Consider the following 24,468-nt stretch of genomic DNA (forward strand, 5'->3'; position numbering starts at 1 on the left):
TGGAATCAAGGGAGGCTTTGATTTAAATCAATAAAATAAATTAAAAAATAATAGTAACAATAAATAAAATCAAAATAGGACCACATAATGATAACTGAAAATAAAGTAGCAAGTTTCAGTGATCGGTTATTTAACAGTGCAATGTTTAAAACCCTAGTGGTTTTTTCATTGTCCTTACTACCGATTCTGATCGAGTTTAGTTCCTAAATCTAACTTTGAACAAACAGAAGCTCTTCTTGGTTTCTGTTTGTTTTTCACTTTCTTTTCGACATTCCCACCTTCAATTGCAAATTTAAAATTACTCTCAATTAATTATCTCAATTTGATACTTTTAAAGTTAAATGACGATATGATGTAGTTGGCCGACTTTTGGCAGTGCGCTCTTTAAAATGATTTCAATGGCGAGTAGAATACGCCGCTATTTTAAATGGAACCCCTTTATTGTTTATGCAAAAAGTGCGAGTAGCGGTAATCTATAATGCACAAAGTCAGGATGGTCTGGCGTTGGCTGTTATCAGGTGTCTCGAAAGAGCAAAAAAATATGAAATCTTCGTTATCGGCGAAAGTAAAAAAACAAATTTGTCGCTTTCTCGTGGTGTAAATATTATTAATGCCGATTTAAATTTTGAACAGCCTGATCAAGTTATTCAACAATTAATACAGTTGAACCTTCAAATTAAAATCGATCTGTTATTACCAATTTGTGAAAAATCAATTGTATTTTGTGAAACACAAAAGCAGCAGCTTGATCAGTTTGTAAAGCTGGTTCATACACCCCCCTTGGCATCACTGGATATTGCGTTAAATAAATCGGTGTTAGCTCAATATTGTGTTAACAATCATATTTCTGTTCCGTCGCTTGTTAATCCACACAATTACCAAGGAAAATTCCCGCTTATTGCCAAGCCGGTTAGTGGACAATCGGGAGGCAATGGAATTGTCAGCTTACATAATAGTCAGCAGTTAAATGACCACTTAGCTACGGTCGGGGAGTGTTCTGCTGATTATTTATACCAAGAAAAAATTGCGGGTGTCGATATTGATATTTCGGTTTTATGTCTGAACGGTGAGATAAAAGCCTATACAATTCAACAGCAGGTTGGTGAGAAAGATGAACCTTATTTACCTCCACAGTCAATTCGTTTCGTAGAAAATCAAAAACTATTCAATATGACTCAAGACTTGATGCAAAAACTAAATTGGTCGGGAATTGCACATATAGATTGTATTTTAGATACCCATACTCAGGATATTTATATTTTAGAAATTAATTCGCGTTATTGGCAAAGCTTGCTGGCTTCTCATTTAGCCGGCGTTAACTTTGTTGATATGGCATGTCAAATGGCGTTAGGTAACGCGGTACACTTTAATGGGTTTACGCCGATAACCTTTGGTCCGATTAAAGTGCCATTAAAAAAGTTGCTGGATAAAAATTATAAAACCATGTTGCCAATAATTACGCGCGATTGGCGACCCATTTTTGCACGCTTGTTAAGTCGTTTTCATTAATCAAGTTGTTTTTATTAATTACGCTGCTTGTTTGATTTGCAAGTCGCAACCGCAGTCACTTAACTCAGGTTGCGCCAAGCAGAATGATTATTCAAGTATAATGCGCATTGATAAATCCATCGCTTCAATATTTTTAGTCAAGGCTCCGACCGAAATAAAGTCGACGCCAGTTTCAGCAATTTTGGCGATTGTAGAAAGCGAAATGTTACCTGAGGCTTCGAGCTTTGCCTGGTTACTGTGTTGGTTACGTATTTGAATGGCGGCTTGCATATCTGACAAACTGAAATTATCCAGCATGATAACTTGAGCTTTGCCATTAAGTGCTTGACTGAGTTCTTCGAGATTTTCCACCTCAATTTCTAGTAGTTTATCAGGATGATTATTAATTGCTGTGGCGAGTGCAGCTTGAATACCACCACAGGCCATAATATGATTTTCTTTGATTAAATAAGCATCTGACAGTCCTAGACGATGATTGGTACCACCACCACAACTGACGGCATATTTTTGTCCAAAGCGCATACCCGGAATTGTTTTGCGGGTATCGAGGAGTTGGCATTGAGTATGGCTGATTTGCTGTAAATATTGTGCCGTACGTGTTGCTGTTGCCGAAAGGGTTTGCAAAAAGTTCATCGCACTGCGTTCGCCAGTTAACAGGCTTCGGGCATTACCTTTAAGAGTGCAAAGTGTCTGATTAGCAGAAATAGGGTCGCCATCTTTAACGCGATGACCGGTTGCCGTCTGCCAGCTAATTGATACATCGTTGCCAAGCAGTTCAAATACCTGTTCGACCCACGCGGTTCCACATAAAATGCCTGCTTCTCTGGAAATTAAAGTAGCCGTTGCGGTGGTTGCTGGTGAAATTAACTCAGCGGTAATATCTGGATTGCCTTCACCAGCCAAATCTTCAGTCAGCGCAATATGGCACATTTGTTTAATTTCATGGGTCAGCAGTTGCTGAAATTGTGCAGCATTCAATGGATTTTTCCACCTGTTAAAAAAATAGCAGGCTATTTTAACAGCTAGTGGTTTTGTCGCAAGATGAGTTGTTGACCTTTTTGAGCAAAATCAAGTTGTTTAAGTACGCTCATACCCAGTAAAACTTCTTTGCCGCGCATGTTTGGTATAATTGAAGCCTGAACGTTATACAAAGTGATATCGCCGATATCCAGTCGGCGAATTTCAGTTTGAAAAGCCTGGGCTGTGCCATTGGCTGTTTCCGCATACATGCTCCGTCCGCTAATCAATCCTAATTGCTGTTGTAATTCGCCTGGCACAGCAACGCTAGTCGCTCCGGTGTCAACAATAAACGTTACCGGTTTTTGGTTGATTAATCCCGCGCTAACATAATGACCGGCTCGATTGGCTTTTAGTACGACTTCTGTCGCCCCAGAAACACGATGACTGACTGGCGATGTATTCGGGTTGATCTGCTTTTGTTCCCACATGCCAAAAATCCAGGTTGCCAGTAAAATGGCAAATCCCCAGGCAATAAACATCATATTACGGCCAATTTTTTCAGTACTGTTTGGCTGATGGTTGGCTTCATCATTAGGATGTTCTGGCGGTTGATTAGATTGATAAGACATAAATACTCATTTTATTAAATTGTCACGAGATCTTAATTGTTTAAATCTGTTTAATTTCCTATTATGATAAGTACTCGAAAATAACTCAACCCCTATAATTTGTAGTGTTATTTGGTATTGTTATTCGGTTGCGTTAGTTACTTTACTTTTAATTTGTAAATTTTTTATATTATTTTTGTGATGAATCTGTCGCGCCATTATAACTAAAATTTGCTGACAATTCTTCGACGAACTCGTCGAAAATTTATCCTGTGTTTTAAGTAACACTTAATGATAAATTGAGTAACAGGTCACATAGTATTCAAAATAATTGGACTATATTGAATTGGAGTGTCCCAGTTGTCAGTTTTGAGTCATCACTCAAATCTTATCTTATTCAGAGGTAAGCGTTGTGGGTAACAAAAGCCACATATTAGACTTTTCGTCTAAATCAAAATCTGTTGCTGCTAAGCGAAAGGTTAGTCGTCCTTTACCCGTTTTAGTAGAGAAAGCACGTTCAATTTGCTGTCAGGCTTTAGATAAAAGCTTGCAGGGGATGTTCGAGCAAGCGGACGATTGCCTGTTTGATATGTCTGACAGTGGTTATAATAACGCTCATTTTGATGCGATGCGTATGTTGCGCATGAAAAAAGATCGCATTATTCGAAATTTTCATGAGCAAATTGAACATTCGTTTAGTCAAAATCTTGGCAAAATACAACACAGCGAAGACTTGTATGGTGATGATTCTTTGTCATTTGAAAATATCGCTTTAGTAGATGATAGTGATTTGGAGGAAGGCATTGCTATCGATAGTATCGTCAAAAAGGCTCGCAATACAAATAACGAAGCACTTGAACAAATCCGTACTCGCTTAGATACAATTGTTACCTCACATTCTGTGACGCAGGAAAATAATCCATTTGAACCGGCGTTTATTTGTGACGCATTTAAATCCGCAACCGCTACCCTTGAAATGGGAATTGAATCGCTGCTTGTTATTTATAAATTATTTGAGCGAGTTGTCGTGGTTGAATTGCCTGATGTTTATCATCAAGTAAATCAATTTTTTATTGATAAAGGTGTGCTACCTGAATTAAAGAGCTCGCGAAAACCGATTCAGAAAAAAAGCAGCTCGCCACATCATTCCTATATGGAACGAGCGGTAAATGATGAGTCTGATGTTCATTCGGCTAACGTTGAAAAAAGTGCAGGAGAGCAGGTATTATCTTTAATGCAAAACTTGCTCGCAGGCGCACGTAGTTCATCGATTACTAGTGTCGCGAGTAGTCAATCTGCGGCAAACCAATCTACTAATAGCCAATTACCAGAAATTGGTAATAACGAATTGCTGGCAGCTCTCACTCAACTACAACTTGATGCACCTCAGGTCGGTAGTGGCAAAGTCAATATACGCCATCAATTAGACAATCAACTGTCAGATATTTCATCAAATCTTGAAAATACACAACTCGGGCAATTCAATGAGGATATGATTGATATTGTTTCCATGTTGTTTGATTTTATTTTAGATGATAAAAATTTACATGTTGAAATCAAATCAATTTTAGCGCGGTTGCAAATTCCGATGCTTAAAGTGGGCTTGGTTGATAGAAACTTTTTCTCGAATAAAAACCATAGTGCGCGAATTTTACTAAATGAAATTGCTCGTGCTGGTATTTCGTGGGATCCCAGTGATGTCGAAGCGCATCGCATGAGAGATAAGATACAGGCAATTTGTGAAGAAATCATTAATAACTTTGACGACGACATTTCTATATTTGAAATGTTATTAGATGATTTTCGCGAGTTTCAATCAAAAATTCAAAAGCGTGCCGATATTTTTGAGCGTCGCACTCGAGAAGCTGAAGAAGGTAAAGCAAAAGCTGAAAGTGCCAGAGGAATTGTTAATTCTGAGCTGGAAAAAATTTGCCGAGGTCGTCATGTACCTGAAGCCGCCCGCTTACTTCTTAAAAATGTCTGGGTTAATGTTCTGTTTTTAGAAAGACTTAAAGATAATGATGAGGGTTGGGAAAAAGCCCGAAAAATAGCACAGTTATTGATTTGGAGTGTACAACCAGTTGAGTCTGCCCAAGGGCTCGAAAAATTAATTAGTCGAATTCCCATTTTGATCAAAAATCTGCGTAAAGGGTTTGATATTGTTTCATTGTCGCCAATCGATGCAACTCATTTTTTAGAAGAACTTGAAGATACTCATCGACGAATCATTAAACGAGCACAGGAAATTATTGAAGCCGGTAGTAAAGAAGAAATTTTGCGTCTGGAACCAGCGCCGTTAATTCCAGAAACAATTACCACGCATGACTCTAAAGCGGCGAATGAAAAAATCGAAGAGCCACAATTACCTGAACCTGTACAAGAGAAAGTTGAAATTCACGAAATTGGCTTTTCTAAAGAACAATTGGGATTGCCTGAAGAACCTGCCAAGCCTTTTCAATTAAAACCGGCCAGCTTTAAAGCTATTGAGGGCTTGCGAGCTGGATTATGGGTTGAATTGCTGATCGAAGATGAAGCCGTTCGTTGCAAACTTGCGGCTAAAATTACAGCGACAGGTAAATATATTTTTGTTAATCGGCTTGGCGTAAAAATGGCTGAATTTTATACCGACGCTTTAGCGGCTGAATATCAAAAAGGCCGATTAAAAATTATCGATGATGAAGCACTTTTCGACCGGGCTTTAGAGTCGGTCATATCGAATTTGCGTGCTATGAAAGCTGATGGCTAATGGTCTGCGCAACGTCAAACTATTTAATAAGATTGTTATTCTATTTCATTAGCTGCTAATCTCTTGGCTATTCCTGCTGTTTTTCTGATTTTTTCAATATGATTAAACATGGTTGGCTTGAATTAGCCACAAAAATTCCAAGCCCTCATTTTAATGAGCGGCCAGATCCTGATGATATCTCCTTACTGGTCATTCATAATATCAGTTTGCCTCCAGAGCAATTTGGTAATGATTTTGTTGAAGATTTTTTTTGTGGCAAATTGAATTGTTCGCTTGATCCCTATTTTGAATCAATACGCGATTTGAGGGTATCAAGCCACCTGTTTATTAAGCGTTGCGGAGCTTTGATACAATTTGTTGCATTCGATAAACGCGCTTGGCATGCGGGTGTTTCGGAGTACAACGGACATGAAAACTGCAACGATTTCTCAATAGGTATCGAGCTAGAGGGAACCGATCATTTAGCTTATACATCGGCACAATATACAACACTTCAACTAGTCACCCAGCAGCTAATTGCTGAGTACCCTCAATTAACACCCCAAAGGATTGTTGGACATTGTGATATTGCACCCGGTAGAAAAACAGATCCCGGCATAAGTTTTGACTGGCATTATTACCTTGATGGTATTGAATCCTGAGTAAGTTGCTCATTTTAATAACGAAATTCCCAGAGATTTTATTTATAATAATCACCACAATAATTTCAACATAAACTGGAAACTAATTATGACACTCATTTCAGTTTTACTGGTATTTGCGCTGGAGTTTTATTTCAAATGGGGGAGCAAATACCGAAAATTTAACTGGTTTGAACAGTATCAGAGCAAAATTGTTCAAGCACTTGGCGAACAGTCATTTTTTTATGGCTGGACAAAAGTCTGGATCGTCCTGCTATTGCCAGTGTTATTACTCTATTTGTTCATTAATCTGTTTGATGGTGGTTTGTATGCATTAATTATGTTTATTATGTCATGCGGCGTCTTGTTTTTATCACTGGGACCAAAGCCGCTGAATGAAACGTTTAATGCTTACTTTTTGGCTCTAGATCGAGGAGACAGCGAAGCCGCTTTTCTTTGTCTTAAACAAGAATCATTGTTAGATGGACTGCCACAAAGTGAAGAGTTAGTGCGCGATGCAACAAGAGCGATATTGACTGAGAGTCAAAGTCGTTACTTTGGGGTGCTATTTTGGTTTATTTTTCTTGGGCCATTTGGCGCACTGATTTATCGACTGGCGCACGAATATCGAAAGTTATGCTTGCTTGCCGAGGATGAGACTCAAACTGACTTAATCGCCAAAGTGTTACATTGGTTTGACTGGGCGCCAGCCCGTTTGACCAGTATTTTATTTTTACTCGGTGGTGATTTTGTTAATGGGTTTAACCGCGTCAGAGACTATTTTACTGATACAACGGCTAGTAGCCGACTGATTATTTGTGAAACAGGTATGGCTGCGTTAAATGCTGATATGCGTGCTAGCAATGGCGATGTTCAAGAAAATAAAGATGCTTTAGCTATGGTAGATAGGACTGTCATCATATATTTGGTGGTCACTGCGGCACTAACACCACTTGCTTTTTGGTAGGTATTTTTATTAGCCTTGCTAATTAAAGTTTTCAATTGTGTATCTAATGAATGCATTTTGACAGATTTATGAAAATCAAAACGAATTTGTTATTTTGAAATTTTATTAGTCAGGCTAAATATTGCTATTTCTGAATGAAAGTGTTAATTTGCACGACATATTTCAATGGGTGCTGTTCTGTACTTTTGATGAAGTCACGATTTTAAGCAAATTATCAACTTTGAAATCTAATCTATCCGAGCGAATGATTCAGATAGATATCGATATTTCCAGACTTCCTTTTTATATAAGTACGGTTTGCTGTTGTTTGACTAAAACAGCCTGATGATAGTTAACTGCTATACTGGTTAGCAATTTTACAAGTGATAAATTGTCATGGGTAAAGAGTTGGCAGTGTTCTTTCTTATTATGCTTTGCAGTCATTGAACAATTATCATTACTCTAATAAACGAGGAAGCTCATGTCTGATAAATATCAAGATGTCGATCCAATAGAAACCCAGGAATGGCTCGATGCATTAGAAGCCGTACTGGAAGAAGAGGGGACAGTACGTGCCCACTTTTTACTTGAACGTTTGATCGATATGGCCCGTCGCTCCGGGGCCCATTTACCCTATTCAGCAACAACAGCTTATTTAAATACCATTCCCACTTCTCAAGAGGCATTAATTCCGGGCGACCAAGAAATGGAGCAGCGTTTGCGCTCTATTATTCGCTGGAATGCGATTGTTTTGGTGTTGCAGGCCAGTAAAAAAAATCAAGAGTTGGGTGGACACTTATCAAGCTTTGCTTCATCGGCCACTTTATATGATGTTGGATTCAACTATTTCTTTCGAGCATCGAATGAACAACAAGAAGGTGACTTGGTTTATTTTCAGGGGCATTCATCACCGGGTATCTATGCTAGAGCATTTTTAGAAGGCCGTATTCCAGAAGAAAAGATGAAGAATTTCCGTCAAGAAGTTGATGGAAATGGGTTGTCTTCTTATCCTCACCCTTGGTTGATGCCTGACTTTTGGCAATTTCCTACGGTTTCAATGGGACTTGGGCCGATTCAAGCGATTTATCAGGCGCGCTTTTTAAAATATTTACAAGATAGAGAGTTGGCAAATACAGAAGGCCGAAAAGTCTGGGCATTTATGGGGGATGGTGAAATGGATGAGCCTGAATCATTAGGCGCTATTTCACTGGCTGGTCGTGAAAAGCTTGATAACCTGGTATTTGTTGTTAACTGTAATTTACAACGACTTGATGGGCCCGTGCGTGGTAACGGTAAAATTATTCAAGAGCTCGAAGGTGGATTCAGAGGCGCGGGCTGGAATGTTATTAAAGTGATTTGGGGGCGTTATTGGGATCCATTAATTGCTCAGGATGTACATGGCAAATTATTAAAAATCATGGAAGAAACCGTTGATGGTGAATACCAAAATTATAAGTCTAAAGGTGGAAAATTTACCCGGGATTATTTCTTTGGTAAAGATCCAGCATTGCTTGAAATGGTGGCTAACATGTCAGACTCCGATATTTGGCGACTTAATCGTGGTGGACACGATCCAACAAAAGTTTATGCGGCCTATCATGCGGCAGTTAATCATAAAGGCCAACCAACCGTTATTCTGGCAAAAACGGTTAAAGGTTACGGCATGGGTGAAAGTGGGGAAGGAAAAAATATTTCTCACCAGGTGAAAAAAATGAATGTTGAAGCATTAAAACAATTTAGAAATCGTTTTAATGTACCCATTAAAGATGAACAACTGGAAGAGCTGCCTTTTTATCATCCAGGTGATGACAGCCCGGAAATTCAATATCTTAAAGAAAAACGTGCTGCGCTTGGCGGTTATTTACCCGCAAGAAGAATGCAGTCTGAAAGTTTAACCATTCCGCCCCTTAAAGCATTTAGTGCGATTACCGGCGGTTCAAATGGTCGTGAAATTTCTACTACTATGGCGTTTGTCAGAGTCTTGAATGTTTTGTTAAAGGACAAAGAGATTGGGCAGCGCATTGTTCCAATTATTCCAGATGAAGCCAGAACCTTTGGGATGGAAGGGATGTTTCGTCAAATTGGTATTTATTCTTCGGTAGGACAGTTATATGAACCTGTCGATTCTGATCAAGTAATGTATTACCGAGAAGATAAAAAAGGCCAAATCCTTGAAGAGGGGATTAATGAAGCGGGCGCGATGTCATCTTGGATTGCCGCGGCGACAAGCTATTCGAATAATAATTTGCCAATGATTCCTTTTTACATTTATTACTCGATGTTTGGTTTCCAACGCATTGGAGATTTATGTTGGGCTGCGGGTGATATGCAAGCACGCGGATTTTTAATTGGCGCAACATTTGGCCGTACTACTTTAAATGGTGAGGGTTTACAACATCAGGATGGTCACAGCCATTTACTGGCTTCAACCATACCTAACTGTATTAGTTACGACCCGACTTATGCTTATGAATTAGCGCTGATTATTCGAGATGGTATGCGTCGTATGTATGAAAACCAGGAAAACGTTTTCTACTACATTTCAACACTCAATGAAAACTATGTACATGGTGAGATGCCTGAAGGAAGTGAAGAGGGCATTATTAAAGGAATGTATTTACTCAAAGAAGGCAAAAAAACTCGCGCCAAGAAAAAGCCTCCTAGAGTGCAATTATTAGGTTGTGGTTCGATTCTTAATGAAGTGATTGCCGCTGCAGATTTACTGGATGAAGATTTTGGTGTGAGTGCAGATATCTGGAGTGTGACCAGCTTTAACGAACTTGCGCGTGACGGTATGAATGCAACACGTCAAAATCTGATGGACCCCGAATCTAAAAAGCCAACGGTAAGTTTTGTGGAAAGCTGTTTGAAAGGTCAAGAAGGGCCCGTGATTGCGTCAACTGACTCGATGAAATCTTACGCAGAGCAAATTAGAGCGTTTGTGCCTGCACGTTACAGTGTCTTGGGAACTGATGGATTTGGACGTAGTGACAGTCGCGAAAACTTGCGTCGTTTCTTTGAAGTAGATCGCTATTATATTGTTGTTGCAGCGTTAAAAGCATTAGCTGATGAAGGTGAAATCCCAGTTAAAGAAGTCACTAAAGCGCTTAAGCGGTATAACATTGATATTAATAAACCTAACCCACTATATAGCTAAGCAGGAGATTGACAATGAGTAATTTAATTTCGGTCAATGTCCCAGATATAGGCGATGTCAGTGACGTTGATATAATTGATATTTTGGTTGCCGAAGGCGATCAAATTGCTAAAGAAGATTCATTAATCACGCTTGAAACAGATAAAGCGACTATGGATGTACCGTCAAGTGAAGCCGGTATTATTAAGAAAATCCATGTCCGTGTAGGCGATAAAGTGTCTCAAGGTTCATTAATTTTGGAGGTTGAAGCTGCGGCTAGTGGAAGCACGCCTCAAGCTGCTGAGCCTGCGCAACCTAAAGAAACTGAAACGGCGAGTGCTCCGCAAGCTGTTGCGGAATCTAATGCAGCTGAACCGGCTGTTGAATCGGTAACTGCAGAAAGTGATTTGGTGATTCCCGATATTGGTGATGCCAGCGATGTTGATGTCATTGAAGTATTAGTTGCTGAAGGTGACAGTGTTACCAAAGATCAGGGATTGATTGTACTGGAAACTGACAAAGCAACTATGGAAGTCCCTGCACCTGCTGCTGGAACGATTTTGGCATTAACGGTTAAAGTTGGTGACAAAGTTTCGCAAGGTCATCAAATAGGTCGGATGCAAACGGTTAGTAGTTCGTCTCCGGCTAAAAGTGCAGCTGCTAGCTCTCCCGCGGCTCCAGCGTCAAGTAATACAAGCGCTGTAACAGCTTCAGCACCTGAAATGAATAATAAACCAACGAAAACTGCGCCAGTACCTGAGCATCCGCAAATGAAAAAGCGGGCTTCTGGCGGTGTGGTCCATGCGAGTCCCTCGGTTCGTCGTTTTGCTCGCGAACTAGGTGCTGATTTATCGCAAATCAATGGAACTGGACCTAAAGACCGAGTGCTTAAAGAAGATGTTCAAAATTATATTAAGTTTGAACTGTCCAGACCAAAAGCAACTGCCGCTACGGGTGCATTTGCAACACCACAAATGCCCGAAGTTGACCATGCAAAGTGGGGACCTGTAGAAGAAAAACCACTTTCAAGAATTCAAAAGATCAGTAGTGTTAATTTACATCGTAATTGGATTAGTATTCCACATGTTACCCAACATGAAGATGCCGATATTACCGAATTGGATGCGTTCCGTAAGTCGCTCAAAGACGAAGCGGCCCACGACGGTGTAAAGCTAACGCCACTTGCCTTTATTATGAAAGCCGTGGTCTATACTTTAAAAGCTATGCCAAAGTTTAATGCCTCGCTGGCAAACGATGGTGAAAACCTTATTCTTAAAAATTATTATCATATAGGTGTTGCTGTTGAAACACCCGACGGTCTGACTGTACCGGTGATTCGTGATGTTGATCAAAAGGGTATATACCAGTTGGCTTCTGAGCTGGCGGAAATATCGGGCAAAGCAAGAGAGAAAAAATTATCAGCTGATGACATGCAAGGAAGTAGCTTTACCATCTCATCCTTGGGAGGAATAGGTGGTACTGCATTCTCGCCTATTGTAAAATGGCCCGACGTTGCCATTTTAGGATTATCGCGGAACAAAATGCAGCCGGTTTGGAATGGCAAAGAATTTATACCTCGGCTGATGCTACCCATGTCGTTATCATATGATCATCGTGTTATTGATGGTGCTGATGCGGCACGGTTTGTAGTTCATCTGTCTCAGACTTTAAACGATATTCGACGGGTTCTTTTAAAATAAGCAGAACCCTTTAGGAATTCCTGGTGTGCTCGATGCACATCAGGCAAATCAAATGAAAAAGGTGAAAACACTATGAGTAATGACATTAAAGCGCAAGTTGTTGTGATTGGTGCGGGACCCGGTGGATACACCGCAGCGTTTCGTGCAGCTGACTTGGGTTTAGACGTTGTTTTGGTTGAAAAATATTCAACGTTGGGTGGCGTTTGTTTAAATGTAGGTTGTATTCCTTCTAAAGCTTTATTACATTCGGCCAAAGTAATTGATGAAGCGAAAAGCATGGAGTCTCATGGTGTTTCTTTTGGTGAACCAACGATCGATATCGATAAAATCCGTGAATATAAAGAAGGTGTTGTTGGTCAGCTGACCAAAGGATTAGCCGGTATGGCTAAAATGCGTAAAGTTAAAGTGGTTGAAGGCATTGCCAAATTTACTTCATCTAATACTTTATCTATTGAAGGTAGTGACGAAGTTAAAACCATTAACTTTGAAAACTGTATCATTGCTGCTGGCTCACGTGTTGTTCAATTACCATTCTTGCCTGATGACGAGCGAATTATCGATTCAACTGGTGCGTTAGAACTGAAAGATGTGCCAGAAAAAATGTTGGTCATTGGTGGCGGTATTATCGGTTTGGAAATGGCAACTGTTTATCGTGCGTTAGGTAGTAAAATTGATATTGTCGAGATGTTTGATCAATTAGTGCCTGCAGCTGATAAAGACGTTGTTAAAGTTTTACATCGTTACGTTAGTAAACAATATGAGTCAATCATGTTAGAAACAAGCGTTACTAAAGTTGAAGCAAAAGATGATGGACTGTGGGTAACTTTTGAAGGCAAAAAAGCACCCAAAGAGCCGCAACGTTATGATCGTATTTTATCGGCAGTTGGCCGTCGTCCAAATGGTGATCTGGTTGATGCTGCTAAAGCTGGCGTTAATGTTGATGAGCGAGGATTTATTGCGGTCGATAAGCAATTACGCACTAATGTTCCTAATATTTATGCCATTGGCGATCTGGTTGGTCAACCTATGCTGGCGCATAAAGCGACACATGAAGCTCATGTTGTTGCTGAAGTGATTGCCGGTAAAAAGCACGCTTTTGAACCTCAATGTATTCCAAGTGTTGCCTACACTGATCCAGAAATTGCCTGGGTTGGTTTAACTGAAAAAGAAGCAAAAGAAAAAGGTATTGATTACGGTGTTGGGTCATTCCCTTGGGCGGCGAGTGGACGTGCAATTGGTGCTGGGCGAACCGAAGGTTTTGCAAAAAGTATTTATGATAAATCAAACAATCGTATTATCGGCGCTGCAATTGTAGGTATTAATGCAGGCGAAATTATTGGTGAAGCGGCTCTTGCTATTGAAATGGGTTGTGAAGCAGAAGATATCGCATTAACTGTTCATCCTCATCCAACACTTTCTGAGTCATTGGCATTTTCTGCTGAGGCTTACGAAGGAACCTGTACAGATTTGCCTCCTGCACGAAAAAAGAAATAATATTTGAATTAAAAAAGAGCGAATATTTCGCTCTTTTTTTTGTCTATCAATCTGAACTTATGAAAAAATTATTCAATAAAACATTGTCGATAAAAAGGTTAGTTGGCATTTTTATCTATTGGGCGGCCGCTTTGTTCGCTGTTAATAGTAATGCAGCGGTAGTGTTACAATATCATCATATTGACCTGCAAACCCCTTCTGCAACGAGTATATCCCCGCAGTTATTTCGTGAGCATATGGCTTACTTGGCCAGCAATCAATTTAATGTTATTCATTTAGCACAGTTTATTGAATATTTAAGGACTCAAAAGCCATTTCCACCAAAGACAGTTTTAATTACTTTTGATGATGGTTATCAATCGGTTGCTACCCAGGCTGCACCAATTCTAAAAACTTACGGGTTTCCATTTACAGTTTTTATAAATACTCAGCCTATAACAGAACAGTCGTCATTAGTAATGACATGGGAAACACTCGGTAAACTGGCTGCAAATGGCGCTACAATTGCAAATCACTCAGTAGCACATCCGCATATGATTCGGCGCTTGGCCAATGAAAGTGACGCGCAATGGAATAAACGCATTACTAATGAAGTACTACAAGCACAACAATTAATTGAGCAACATTTTCCTCAAAAAATACGTGCTTTTGCTTATCCGTATGGAGAGTTTAACTTAGCCTTGACTAAAATTCTTAAAACGCTTGGCTTTGTCGGATTTGCCCAACATTCAGGCGCAGTGGCTGTGAATGTTGACCAACAAGTTATTCCCCGTTTTCCATTTGGTGGAAATTATGGCGATATAAATGATTTTATATTAAAAGTGAATACACAGGCATTACCAATAACTGATATTGTGCTACTTGATCAAAATAATCGTATTCTGACAGAGCATGTTTTAACTAATCACCAACACCGTCCCCAATTGCAATTACAACTTGACCCCACATTTAAAGCGGTTGATATACAATGCTACTTATCGGGGCAGGGGCGTTTAACTAAGATTAGCCTAGCAGAAAACAACTGGATATTTAAACCAGAAAAGGATATACCTTTTGCGCGCTCGCGCTACAATTGTACGGCGCCAACGAAAGTAAAGGGCGAATTTTATTGGTTTTCACAACCTTGGATTCGACCTCTACAAGATGGCAGCTGGTATACAGAATAATCAACGTAAGCCAGCAGCAAAATAAAGTATTAATCCGTTAGTCGATTATTGTGTCGGTGGCTTTTGATTCATTTTTTTTATGGCTAAATAAGCCAATAAAATAAACATACACACCATAAATGAAATGACAAATAAACTCATTAAACCTTCTGGGCTGGTAAATAATTCTTTAAGAACACCCATTGCTACCTCCTGTCAATTGGATTGAACTTGATTGAAATGATATTTGGGACAAGTAAACTTGGTAAATATCACCTTCAAATCATATTAACAAAATTAGTTAAAACTAATGTAATCGATTTTGCGACATTTCTCCGTGATCTAGGTCAAACTGATAAAGACTAGTTTTGTTGTGTTTACTTGCAATGTTGAAAGAAAAATGTGACGTGTCGAATTTAGTTAAATTCTATGACTAATTGATTAAATTTGATGACTATTTCATTTTGTTGAAGACAAATAGTCTAAAAAATCTCAATTTATAAATGACACTATAAGCGAGATTAAAAATGGGACTATAAATCGGTCAGTAAAGTGTTTTACTCATTGATTTATATCTCATAAATAGTTATTTATATTTACACTGATTATCATTAGTAACCGCATGAAGAGATAGATATAATCAGTTAAAATTGAGTATTGGATATCAGGTTTTATAGCTTTGGAATAGTCATTTCAAATTCTCTGATACCAGATTTGGATAACCGATGTAGGACAGGCCCTTGAGCATTCCAGAATCTTATCGTAGTAAAAAAGCATTTCTCATTTTAACTTCTGTTTTAATGGCACTCACTTTCTCCGGGTGGTTGGCCATGTTAAACAATTTTGCTGTTGAACGGGCTGCATTTACCGGCGCTGAAATTGGTATGTTACAAAGTTTAAGGGAAGTTCCTGGATTTCTTGCCTTTACCGCAGTATTTTTATTGTTGGTTATTAGTGAACAAACTTTGGCGCTCATTTCCTTATGTTTAATGAGTATTGGTGTTGCCATTACCGGACTGTTTCCTTTTGAAATTGGACTTTACGCCACCACCGTTTTAATGTCAGTCGGGTTTCACTACTTTGAGACAGTTAATAACTCGCTATCTCTTCAATGGTTAAGCAAATCGGAAGCACCAGCGGTATTAGGGCAATTAATTTCAATTAAAGCCATTGTTTCATTGGTGACTTATGCTGTAATCTGGTTGTTTTTCGCTGTATTAATGCTGTCTTATTCCACCGCTTATTTGATAATAGGTTCAATTGGATTCATTTTATTTTTGTGGTTATGGCTGACTTTTCCCAAGTTTACAGCGCCTGTTGAGCAACATAAAAAGTTAATTCTCAGAAAGCGTTATTGGCTTTACTATTTACTAACATTTTTCAGTGGCGCCAGACGTCAGATATTTATAGTTTTTGCCGGATTCATGATGGTGGAAAAATTTGGCTACTCTGCATCTAATATTGCATCACTGTATATTGTTAATCATCTGTTCAACTGGTATTTTGCACCAAAAATTGGTCATTGGATTGGAAAAGTCGGTGAGCGAAAAGCATTAACAATTGAATACTGTGGATTAATTTTAGTGTTTGTAGGTTATGGTCTGGTGGATAATGCCTATATTGCCGCAGGACTTTATGTGGTTGATCATATATTTTTCGCGATGGCGATTGCAATTAAAACCTTTTTCCAAAAAATAGCGGCACCTGAAGATATTGCGTCCTCATCTGGCGTTAGTTTTACGATTAATCATATTGCCGCTGTTGTTATTCCAGCAGCATTTGGACTGATTTGGTTAGCCAATCCTGCCATGGTTTTTTATTTAGGCGCCGCTATGGCACTAGTTTCCCTTGGGCTTTCTCAGTTAATCGACAGGGAGTTATTATTAAAACAGCATATTGAAACTGAGGCGTTACAAACTGACTCTGGCGTGAAAGCTGTTTAGTCTTCTAAAAAGAACATGCCCGGTATCCAGCTTTTTTTAAAAGCTTTTGTTGAGGCCAGTTTTTCATTTTCAGGATCGACAAACTTAAAACTTTTAGTACCAATAACAATAATATCTTGATCGGAGAGTGGCCATTGCTCAATGGCATTATTATTCACGAAAGTTTTATTGGTACTTTTTAAGTCTTCAATAAAACAAATTCTGGCACCATCTTTTAATTCCTTACCGAGGATTCTAGCATGTTGCTGGCTGACAGAGGGATTATCAAGAACAATATCATTTTTGACTGAACGGCCAATAGTAATGCCTTGGGGGCCTATTTCAAACTTATTCAAGATATTATCATCGAGTAACTGGAGAAGGATTGCCATCGGATCACCGTTATATTTGCATTTTATTCTTTATTGTAACTGACTTTTTGAGTATTCAGAAAGAGTAAATCTGTTGACTTCAATCGATTTGATAGTGAGCAATAGCGATTATCTACTATAAATGCGGAATTGATGATATCTGCTTATTTTGTTAATAATATCGTGTGGTTAACGGGTGATAATTATTGTAATGCTGATTGGGTATCAACCTGAAAAATTAAATTACCGAATTAAAAGCAATAAGAGATACTGCTTGACAGTACAACCGTGTTTATCTGAACAAAATAACAAAAGGTAAGAAATATGCAGATTGTGGCTTATTCTCAATTAATCAGTAGTGAACAAAATAAAACAAGTTTGGGGCAATTAGAATCTGCTAAAGCGAATGATGTTAATCAAAATATTATGAACTTGATTCTTGATATTCAACAAAATGAGTTTGGTTTACCTATTACTGCCAATGAGCAAAAGGATTTGAGTGAGATTGATGATTTCTATATTAAAGAGGGAGGGAATTTTTGGGTTGCCATAGTCGATGGTGGGATTGTTGGAACAATAGCGTTGATTTATTTGGGAACGACTGAAAAGTTTTTAGCCGCTCACCAGTTCTATCGAAAACATGGTTATGCTGAAATTAACCGTGAACTGCTACCCCAGGGGTTTCCAATAATGCAAGTAGATAAGTTATTTTTTATGAAAAAGCTGTAATAACCCGATGACTTCGGATTATCTATCTCTATTTAAGGGGAGTTAAGCAAGGTATAATAGCTGGCATTAAGGTAATAATTCCGAGAAAAAAATATGAAAATAGAACAAGATAAGGTTGTGCAGTTTAACTATAAATTATCTGATAGTGCTCAAAATACACTGGAAGAATCTGATGATAAAGTACCAATGGCTTACTTGCATGGTCATAACAACTTACTTAAAGGTCTTGAAGCCGCAATGGAAGGACATGAGGTAGGTGATAAGTTTAGTGTAATCCTCGAACCCGCAGAGGCTTATGGTGAAATTCGCCCTGATGCAGAGCAACGTATTCCAGTAAAACATTTGCATGGAGCTAAAAACTGGAAAAAAGGAATGATTGGAGTGGTTCAAACTGAACAGGGGAGACGTCAAGTGACAGTGGTAAAAGTTGGCAAGTTTATGGTGACGGTTGATTTTAATCATCCATTTGCGGGTAAAACACTAACCTTTGATGTTGATGTTATCGATGTGAGAGAAGCCACTAATGAAGAGTTAGCGCATGGTCACGCACATGGTGTTGGTGGACATCATCACTAATTGAATTATCGATGTTGATGAATATTAGATGCCCAAATTTATTTGGGCTTTTTCATTTAGGTCATATTGAATACTTTTACCAAATTAAAAGAGTGAAGCAGGAGAAAGCGTATGAAAAAAACGGTACTTATTACGGGGGCAAACCGAGGAATTGGGTTGGCACTATGTAACATTTATCTGGCATCTGACTTTCATGTTATAGCTGTTTGCCGGCAGTCATCTCAAGCACTTGAATCGATTCCTGTTGAAATCATTCAAGGGATCGATGTCAGTGAGTCTGAATCAATTAAACACTTGCGTCAATCTGTTCAAAATCGTGGCATTGATATAGTTATAAATAATGCCGGTATATTGCGACGCTCTTCAATTTCGGATTTTAACTTCGATGATGCGTTGAATATGTTTCAAGTCAATTCTCTTGGACCTTTGCGTATTGTGGATGCAGTTTTACCCGCTCTAAAAAAAGGAAGCAAAATTGCATTAATCACTAGCCGAATGGGATCTGTTGCAGATAACTCTTCTGGCGGAAGTTATGGTTATAGAATGTCGAAATCTGCTTTAAATGCTGCAGGCCGATCACTGGCAATTGACTTACGTGCTTCGGGAATTTCTGTTGCTATATTACATCCGGGCTATGTCAGTACCGAAATGGTTAACTGGGGCGGTGAAGTCTCGCCAGAAAGCGCAGCACAGCGGTTGTTTGAACGAATTGAAGGTTTAACACCGGAAAATACAGGAACATTTTGGCATGCTAATGGTGAAATTCTTCCTTGGTAGCTCTTGGACTATTCAACTGGGTAGCTAAAAGAATTACTAAAAAGAATGGCTAAAAACAATGACTAAAAGGGTTGCTAAAAATGTTGCTCAACACTGTTCTATTATCTGCAAAAGAAAATGTTTTGTCAGGTTATCGTCAGTAAAGAGCTAACTATTACACAATACCATTATTTCATGCGGGAGCATTGGTTTAGCAAGAAGGTAACCTTGAACCAGATCACAATGATGCTCGCGCAAAAAATCCAGTTGGAATTGGTTCTCAACACATTCAGTAACGAGTTCCAAACCTAAACTGTGAGCCAGAATAATTGATGAGCGAACAATTCCCTGACTGGAATCATTATTTTCTAAGTCACGAATAAACATGCCATCAAGCTTTAATGTATCGGCAGGAAAATTTTGAATATATTGTAAGGAAGAATATCCGGTTCCAAAATCATCGATGGCAATTTTGGCGCCCAGCTTTTTAATAGAACGCAGAGTAGCAATAGTTCGTTCTGTATGTTCGACAAATACCGCCTCAGTAATTTCAATTTCTAATTGGCTGGCATGAATCTGGTTGATTAATATTTGCCGTTTTAAATGTTCCAATAAGGTATCGCTGATCAGGTGGCCTGCAGATACATTAACCGCCACGGTTATATCGGTTAAACCTTGTTCTTGCCAACTTTTTATTTGTTCACATACCTTGGTAATTACCCATAAATCAATTTGATTAATAACACCGGTTTCTTCGGCAATTGGAATAAATATACCGGGAGAAATATTACCAACTTCTTTGTTATTCCAGCGCAAAAGTGCTTCAACATTTTTAAATTGATTATCTTTAAGTCGCATTTGAGGTTGATAAACTAAATAAAATTCATTGTTGTCGATCGCCTGACGCAAGTTGCTTTCAATGGCTAAACGTTCCATTGAAGTTTCATTCATATCTTGTGTATAAAAGCTAAATTGCCCAGGGCCTTTTTCCTTGGCGTGATACATACTGATATCTGCATTTTTAAGAAGGACTTTATCATCAGTTCCATCATCAGGGTATATACTGATCCCGATGCTGGTAGAGACATGTAAAATATGTTCTTGTAGACGAAATGGTGTACGAAAGCTATCAATAATGCGCCGCGCAGTACGCGCTGCATCTTTAGGTGTTGAAAGATTTTCTAATAAAAATACAAACTCATCACCACCTAGTCGGGCAACCGTATCGCCTTCGCGCGCTAGTTTTGACAAACGTTTAGCGACTTCTTTTAATAATAAATCGCCATTTTGATGGCCCAGATTATCATTAATAATTTTGAAGCGATCTAAGTCTAGAAAAAGCAATGCAAGATTCGTTTTATTACGAAAAGATTTTGATATTGCCTGATGTAAACGATCGACTAATAAATAGCGATTGGGGAGTCCAGTAAGTGAATCGAAATGTGCTTTTTGATAAAGTTGTTCTGTTCTCACTTCTACTAAGCGTTGTAGTTGTTTCCCATGCATAGTTAATTCATTTTCGCGTTCTTGAACTGCGTCAAGCATTTGGTTAAATTCTGCTATCAGACGTCCAACTTCATCATTGCGCTTTGATTTTAAGCGTTTCTCAAAATTATTCGATTGATAGATTGCATTGATATGTCTGACCATACGCCGAATAGGTAGTGTCAATAGTTTTTGGAAAAATCCCGCTGTAATTATTGCAATCACCAGGCTTGCAAAGAAAACTAAAATGATAAAAACAATATAATCTTGCTTATTATTAAATAAGCGAGTGAGCTCATGACTGGTGTAAAAGTAACCAATGATTTTGCGATCATCTATAATCGGCTCTACAGCAATTAAATGTGTTTTAGTTAAACTGATGCGTTGAGTTGAGGTGAGTTCTGGAACTGGAGAACCCGGAATTTTTGAGGTATATCCTAATAAACTGCTGTTGGCTAAAAATACTGCAGCAACATCAATAGTTTCGTGATCTTTTAATTGCTGAGTATATTCGGTAGCCAGATTATCATCTTTATTTACAACACTGGTAACTGAATTCAATGCATGTAATTGTGTTTCGCTGGAAATTTTTTGAGTGATATAGGTCTCAATATCGCCATATATTTTGAAATAGAATAGGGCACTTATCATTAGTAGCATTGACATAATGATGATTGTCATCATTAAAGTTAGCTGAATTCTAAATGATAGTGATTTATTTCTAATTTTCACAGCCCGTTACATCAGAGTTTAAATATTATTTTTTCTGGTTATTTTATTCTGGCAGTCTTCGCATTGGATACTGCTTGATTATTTTACTCGAATTATCAGTCACAAAACATCGACAGATCGTGACTAAAACCCAATTCAATTTACTGACAGGTTAAATGCTATTATTAGTTTAGTCATTATTCATATATAAAGGCGCAGAAATCAATAGAATTCATGCAGTCATTTTAGTTTTGTATGAATTATGAACGGATAAGCACATGCTAGCAAGTTACAAGTCCGGTTTTTACAAATTAATATGGACATTCAGACTAAAAGTTATAATTTTTATACGCTTTTAGTTTTCCAAGTCCAACATAAGTAAGAACCTTGTACATAGCATAAATGAATTTATGCTTGTCTCAAGTTGAAGGGGATATAACCCATTAAATTTGTGACAAGTTCCTCTTTTCATTGCTGGCAAACGTGAGATTGCTGCCAGATTAAATTTTTATAACTTACAGGTATTGATACTAGGGGTGTATAACCAATTGTGATAAAGTATTCTCTTTATTCATATAGCCGCAAATTTCGTAACTAATGGAGCAATTATTGTGACAGTTGAGCAAAATACTCTCTATAAAAATGTTATTGACATGATTGGTAATACGCCAATGATAGAACTGAATAATCTGGATACAGGGAAATGTCGCTTATTTGGTAAATTAGAACTCAATAATCCAACGGGTTCAATTAAAGATCGAATTGCGTTGAACATGATTTTAACCGCCGAGCAAGAAGGTAAATTAAAACCTGGGCAGCTAATCGTTGAAGCAACGGCTGGAAATACTGGTTTAGGACTAGCGTTGGTGGCGGCACAAAAAGGTTATCCTCTACTAATTGTCATGCCTGATAAAATGAGCATGGAAAAAGAATATAATCTGACTGCAATGGGAGCTAAAGTTATCCGTACTCGCTCTGATGTAGTTAAAGGGCATCCTGAATATTACCAAGATCTTGCGGCTCGAATCGCGGAAGAGAAAGGAGGGTATTTTATCAATCAGTTTGCTAATCCAGCCAATGTTGAAGCCCATCGCAAAACCACCGGACCTGAAATATGGCAACAGCTAGAGGGTAAAGTTGATGCTTTTGTCTGTGGTGTTGGTTCTGGCGGAACATTAAGTGGAGTTGGCGGCTATCTCAAATCACAAAGTTCTGCTGTCGATATTGTTCTTGCTGATCCTGAAGGGTCAATTTTGGCGCCTTTGCATAATACTGGTGAAAGAATAGAGCCTCGTCGCTGGTTGGTCGAAGGAATTGGTGAAGACTTTATTCCATCAATTTGTGATTTGTCATTAATTGATCATGCTTATACAATTCCTGATAAACGCGCTATGTTTGCCGCGCGTGAATTACTTGCTAAAGAAGGTATTATGGCTGGTTCATCTACCGGAACATTATTGCGTGCTGCATTAGATTATTGCCAGCAACAAACTGAAGCAAAGAATGTTGTCACTTTAATTTGCGATACTGGTAACCGTTACCTTTCTAAGCTCTACAATGATGAATGGATGAAAGCACAAGGATTTATTGACTAATCCCACCTTCAAACAAAATTACAATTTAATAAAACTGAGAAAAATTATGAGTGAAAATAATCAATTAAAATTTGACAGTCTTGTTATTCATGGTGGACAAAGTCCCGATCCATCTACTGGTGCGGTTATGCCGCCAATTTATCAGACTTCTACTTATGTTCAAGCTGCGCCTGGTGAGCATCAGGGGTTTGAATATTCACGTTCTCAAAATCCGACACGTTTTGCTTATGAACGATGTATTGCCAGTCTTGAAGGGGGAACCCGTGGCTATGCATTTGCCTCCGGTATGGCTGCGACAGCAACTATTTTAGAATTGGTCGACAGTGGTGACCATGTGATTGCTATGGATGATTTATATGGCGGCACTTTTCGTCTGTTTGACAAGGTCCGTAAGCGTTCGGCAGGTATTGAGTTCGATTTTGTGGACATGACTAATTTACAATTATTAGAGTCGGCAATTAAGCCAAATACCAAACTGATATGGGTGGAAACGCCAACTAATCCAATGCTTAAGTTAGTCGATTTGGAAGCAGTTGCCGCGTTGGCTAAAAAGCATGGAATCATCGCTGTTGCCGATAACACATTTGCAACACCTTATAATCAAAAGCCATTGCAATTGGGATTTGATATTGTGATGCACTCTGCTACCAAATATATTAATGGGCATTCTGATATGGTAGGGGGAATTGCCGTAGTAGGCGATAATCAGGAAATTGCTGAGCAAATGGCATTTTTACAAAACTCTGCTGGTGGAATTGCTGGCCCATTTGACAGTTATCTGGCGCTGCGTGGGGTTAAAACTCTCGCGTTAAGAATGCAACGCCACAACGAAAGTGGTATCCGTATTGCTCAATGGTTAACTGCACATCCTAAAGTTGGCGCTGTTTACTTCCCAGGGTTATCGGATCATCCTCAATTTGAGTTAGCTAACCGACAAATGCAGGGCTACGGTGGTATGATTTCAATTCTGGTGAATGGTGGACAAGCGGCTGCCAGCCAGTTTATGCAAAACTTAAATATTTTTGCCTTGGCTGAAAGTCTCGGCGGGGTCGAAAGTTTGGTCAATCATCCGGCTATTATGACGCATGCTTCTGTACCTAAAGAAACACGTAAACGACTTGGCATTTTAGATAATCTGGTTAGATTAAGTGTTGGTATTGAAGATGTTGAAGACTTAATTGATGACATCAAACAGGCACTGGAAAGAATTTAAACTTTCTCGGTGGTATTGAAAACAAAAAAGCTGGTTTTTATCAGCTTTTTTTGTTGGTAATGTTTAAGGACTATCTTTTGGATGTCAGTCGACGCATACTGCGTAGATAACAGAATATTTCATTTTCGGCGGAACGTCTGCTAGGAAATGGTCCCATATCCAGTCCTTCACGAGTCGCGAAAAACCAACCGGTTGCTTTATAATAGACGCGATCATTTCGTTGACTGACTTGATTTACCATTGTTG

Annotated in this window: 20 protein-coding genes; 14 read left to right on the forward strand and 6 right to left on the reverse strand. The window is 38.7% G+C overall.

What is annotated here, in order from left to right; translation table 11 throughout:
* The first annotated feature begins 447 nt into the window (after positions 1-447).
* Positions 448-1,509, forward strand: a complete 1,062-nt coding sequence (locus ABVT42_RS11965) for an ATP-grasp domain-containing protein (RefSeq protein WP_353895960.1) — start codon at positions 448-450, stop codon at positions 1,507-1,509.
* An 87-nt stretch (positions 1,510-1,596) separates the two neighbouring features.
* Here ABVT42_RS11965 and nadC read toward each other — a convergent pair whose 3' ends face one another.
* On the reverse strand, positions 1,597-2,487 hold the full coding sequence (nadC, locus tag ABVT42_RS11970; RefSeq protein ID WP_353895959.1) for a carboxylating nicotinate-nucleotide diphosphorylase: 891 nt from the start codon (positions 2,485-2,487) through the stop codon (positions 1,597-1,599).
* 44 nt (positions 2,488-2,531) lie between these two features.
* Positions 2,532-3,098: a retropepsin-like aspartic protease family protein gene (locus ABVT42_RS11975; RefSeq protein WP_353895958.1), complete on the reverse strand. Its 567-nt coding sequence runs from the start codon at positions 3,096-3,098 to the stop codon at positions 2,532-2,534.
* A gap of 391 nt (positions 3,099-3,489) precedes the next feature.
* Between ABVT42_RS11975 and ABVT42_RS11980 the strand changes: the two genes are divergently transcribed.
* From ABVT42_RS11980 to ABVT42_RS12010, 7 genes are all read left to right on the forward strand, one after another.
* Positions 3,490-5,823 carry a DUF1631 domain-containing protein gene (locus tag ABVT42_RS11980; protein WP_353895957.1) on the forward strand — a complete coding sequence of 778 codons (2,334 nt, stop codon included), beginning with the start codon at positions 3,490-3,492 and terminating at the stop codon, positions 5,821-5,823.
* Positions 5,824-5,921: 98 nt separating this feature from the next.
* On the forward strand, positions 5,922-6,464 hold the full coding sequence (gene ampD / locus ABVT42_RS11985; protein WP_353895956.1) for a 1,6-anhydro-N-acetylmuramyl-L-alanine amidase AmpD: 543 nt from the start codon (positions 5,922-5,924) through the stop codon (positions 6,462-6,464).
* Between the two features lie 88 nt (positions 6,465-6,552).
* Positions 6,553-7,410 (forward strand): regulatory signaling modulator protein AmpE, encoded by an 858-nt coding sequence (gene ampE, locus ABVT42_RS11990; RefSeq protein ID WP_353895955.1) that lies wholly within the window; start codon positions 6,553-6,555, stop codon positions 7,408-7,410.
* A gap of 460 nt (positions 7,411-7,870) precedes the next feature.
* Positions 7,871-10,546, forward strand: coding sequence for a pyruvate dehydrogenase (acetyl-transferring), homodimeric type (gene aceE, locus ABVT42_RS11995; RefSeq protein WP_353895954.1), 2,676 nt, complete (start codon positions 7,871-7,873; stop codon positions 10,544-10,546).
* A 14-nt stretch (positions 10,547-10,560) separates the two neighbouring features.
* Positions 10,561-12,225: a dihydrolipoyllysine-residue acetyltransferase gene (gene aceF / locus ABVT42_RS12000; RefSeq protein ID WP_353895953.1), complete on the forward strand. Its 1,665-nt coding sequence runs from the start codon at positions 10,561-10,563 to the stop codon at positions 12,223-12,225.
* 72 nt (positions 12,226-12,297) lie between these two features.
* Positions 12,298-13,719, forward strand: a complete 1,422-nt coding sequence (gene lpdA / locus ABVT42_RS12005; protein WP_353895952.1) for a dihydrolipoyl dehydrogenase — start codon at positions 12,298-12,300, stop codon at positions 13,717-13,719.
* A gap of 131 nt (positions 13,720-13,850) precedes the next feature.
* The gene (locus ABVT42_RS12010) at positions 13,851-14,885 is read left to right on the forward strand and encodes a polysaccharide deacetylase family protein (protein WP_353895951.1); all 1,035 of its coding nucleotides are present in this window, start codon (positions 13,851-13,853) and stop codon (positions 14,883-14,885) included.
* 45 nt (positions 14,886-14,930) lie between these two features.
* On the opposite strand, the gene ABVT42_RS12015 is transcribed toward ABVT42_RS12010, so the two are convergent.
* Positions 14,931-15,068, reverse strand: coding sequence for a DUF3149 domain-containing protein (locus tag ABVT42_RS12015; protein ID WP_353895950.1), 138 nt, complete (start codon positions 15,066-15,068; stop codon positions 14,931-14,933).
* A gap of 536 nt (positions 15,069-15,604) precedes the next feature.
* On the opposite strand from ABVT42_RS12015, the gene ABVT42_RS12020 reads away from it, so the two are divergent.
* A complete protein-coding gene (locus tag ABVT42_RS12020; protein WP_353895949.1) occupies positions 15,605-16,807 on the forward strand; it encodes an MFS transporter in 1,203 nt (400 codons plus the stop codon).
* Here ABVT42_RS12020 and ABVT42_RS12025 read toward each other — a convergent pair.
* Entirely contained in the window at positions 16,804-17,178 is a 375-nt protein-coding gene (locus ABVT42_RS12025) for an FHA domain-containing protein (protein ID WP_353895948.1), read from the reverse strand. The two genes, ABVT42_RS12020 and ABVT42_RS12025, sit on opposite strands and share 4 nt — an antisense overlap.
* A 303-nt stretch (positions 17,179-17,481) precedes the next feature.
* Between ABVT42_RS12025 and ABVT42_RS12030 the strand changes: the two genes are divergently transcribed.
* The 3 genes from ABVT42_RS12030 (at position 17,482) to ABVT42_RS12040 (ending at position 19,239) form a co-directional block, all read left to right on the forward strand.
* Positions 17,482-17,886, forward strand: coding sequence for a GNAT family N-acetyltransferase (locus ABVT42_RS12030; RefSeq protein ID WP_353895947.1), 405 nt, complete (start codon positions 17,482-17,484; stop codon positions 17,884-17,886).
* A gap of 93 nt (positions 17,887-17,979) precedes the next feature.
* Complete coding sequence (locus tag ABVT42_RS12035) at positions 17,980-18,462, forward strand: FKBP-type peptidyl-prolyl cis-trans isomerase (protein WP_353895946.1); 483 nt, start codon at positions 17,980-17,982, stop codon at positions 18,460-18,462.
* Between the two features lie 111 nt (positions 18,463-18,573).
* On the forward strand, positions 18,574-19,239 hold the full coding sequence (locus ABVT42_RS12040) for an SDR family oxidoreductase (protein ID WP_353895945.1): 666 nt from the start codon (positions 18,574-18,576) through the stop codon (positions 19,237-19,239).
* 147 nt (positions 19,240-19,386) lie between these two features.
* Here the strand turns inward: ABVT42_RS12040 and ABVT42_RS12045 are convergent, their stop codons facing one another.
* Complete coding sequence (locus ABVT42_RS12045; protein ID WP_353895944.1) at positions 19,387-21,387, reverse strand: EAL domain-containing protein; 2,001 nt, start codon at positions 21,385-21,387, stop codon at positions 19,387-19,389.
* A 638-nt stretch (positions 21,388-22,025) separates the two neighbouring features.
* On the opposite strand from ABVT42_RS12045, the gene ABVT42_RS12050 reads away from it, so the two are divergent.
* Positions 22,026-23,009, forward strand: coding sequence for a PLP-dependent cysteine synthase family protein (locus tag ABVT42_RS12050; RefSeq protein WP_353895943.1), 984 nt, complete (start codon positions 22,026-22,028; stop codon positions 23,007-23,009).
* Between the two features lie 46 nt (positions 23,010-23,055).
* The gene (locus ABVT42_RS12055; protein WP_353895942.1) at positions 23,056-24,222 is read left to right on the forward strand and encodes a cystathionine gamma-synthase; all 1,167 of its coding nucleotides are present in this window, start codon (positions 23,056-23,058) and stop codon (positions 24,220-24,222) included.
* A 70-nt stretch (positions 24,223-24,292) separates the two neighbouring features.
* Here the strand turns inward: ABVT42_RS12055 and ABVT42_RS12060 are convergent, their stop codons facing one another.
* A complete protein-coding gene (locus ABVT42_RS12060; protein WP_353895941.1) occupies positions 24,293-24,463 on the reverse strand; it encodes a DUF6316 family protein in 171 nt (56 codons plus the stop codon).
* Positions 24,464-24,468 lie beyond the last annotated feature (5 nt).

This window comes from Aliikangiella maris (assembly GCF_040719265.1).
Lineage (GTDB): Bacteria > Pseudomonadota > Gammaproteobacteria > Enterobacterales > Kangiellaceae > Aliikangiella > Aliikangiella maris.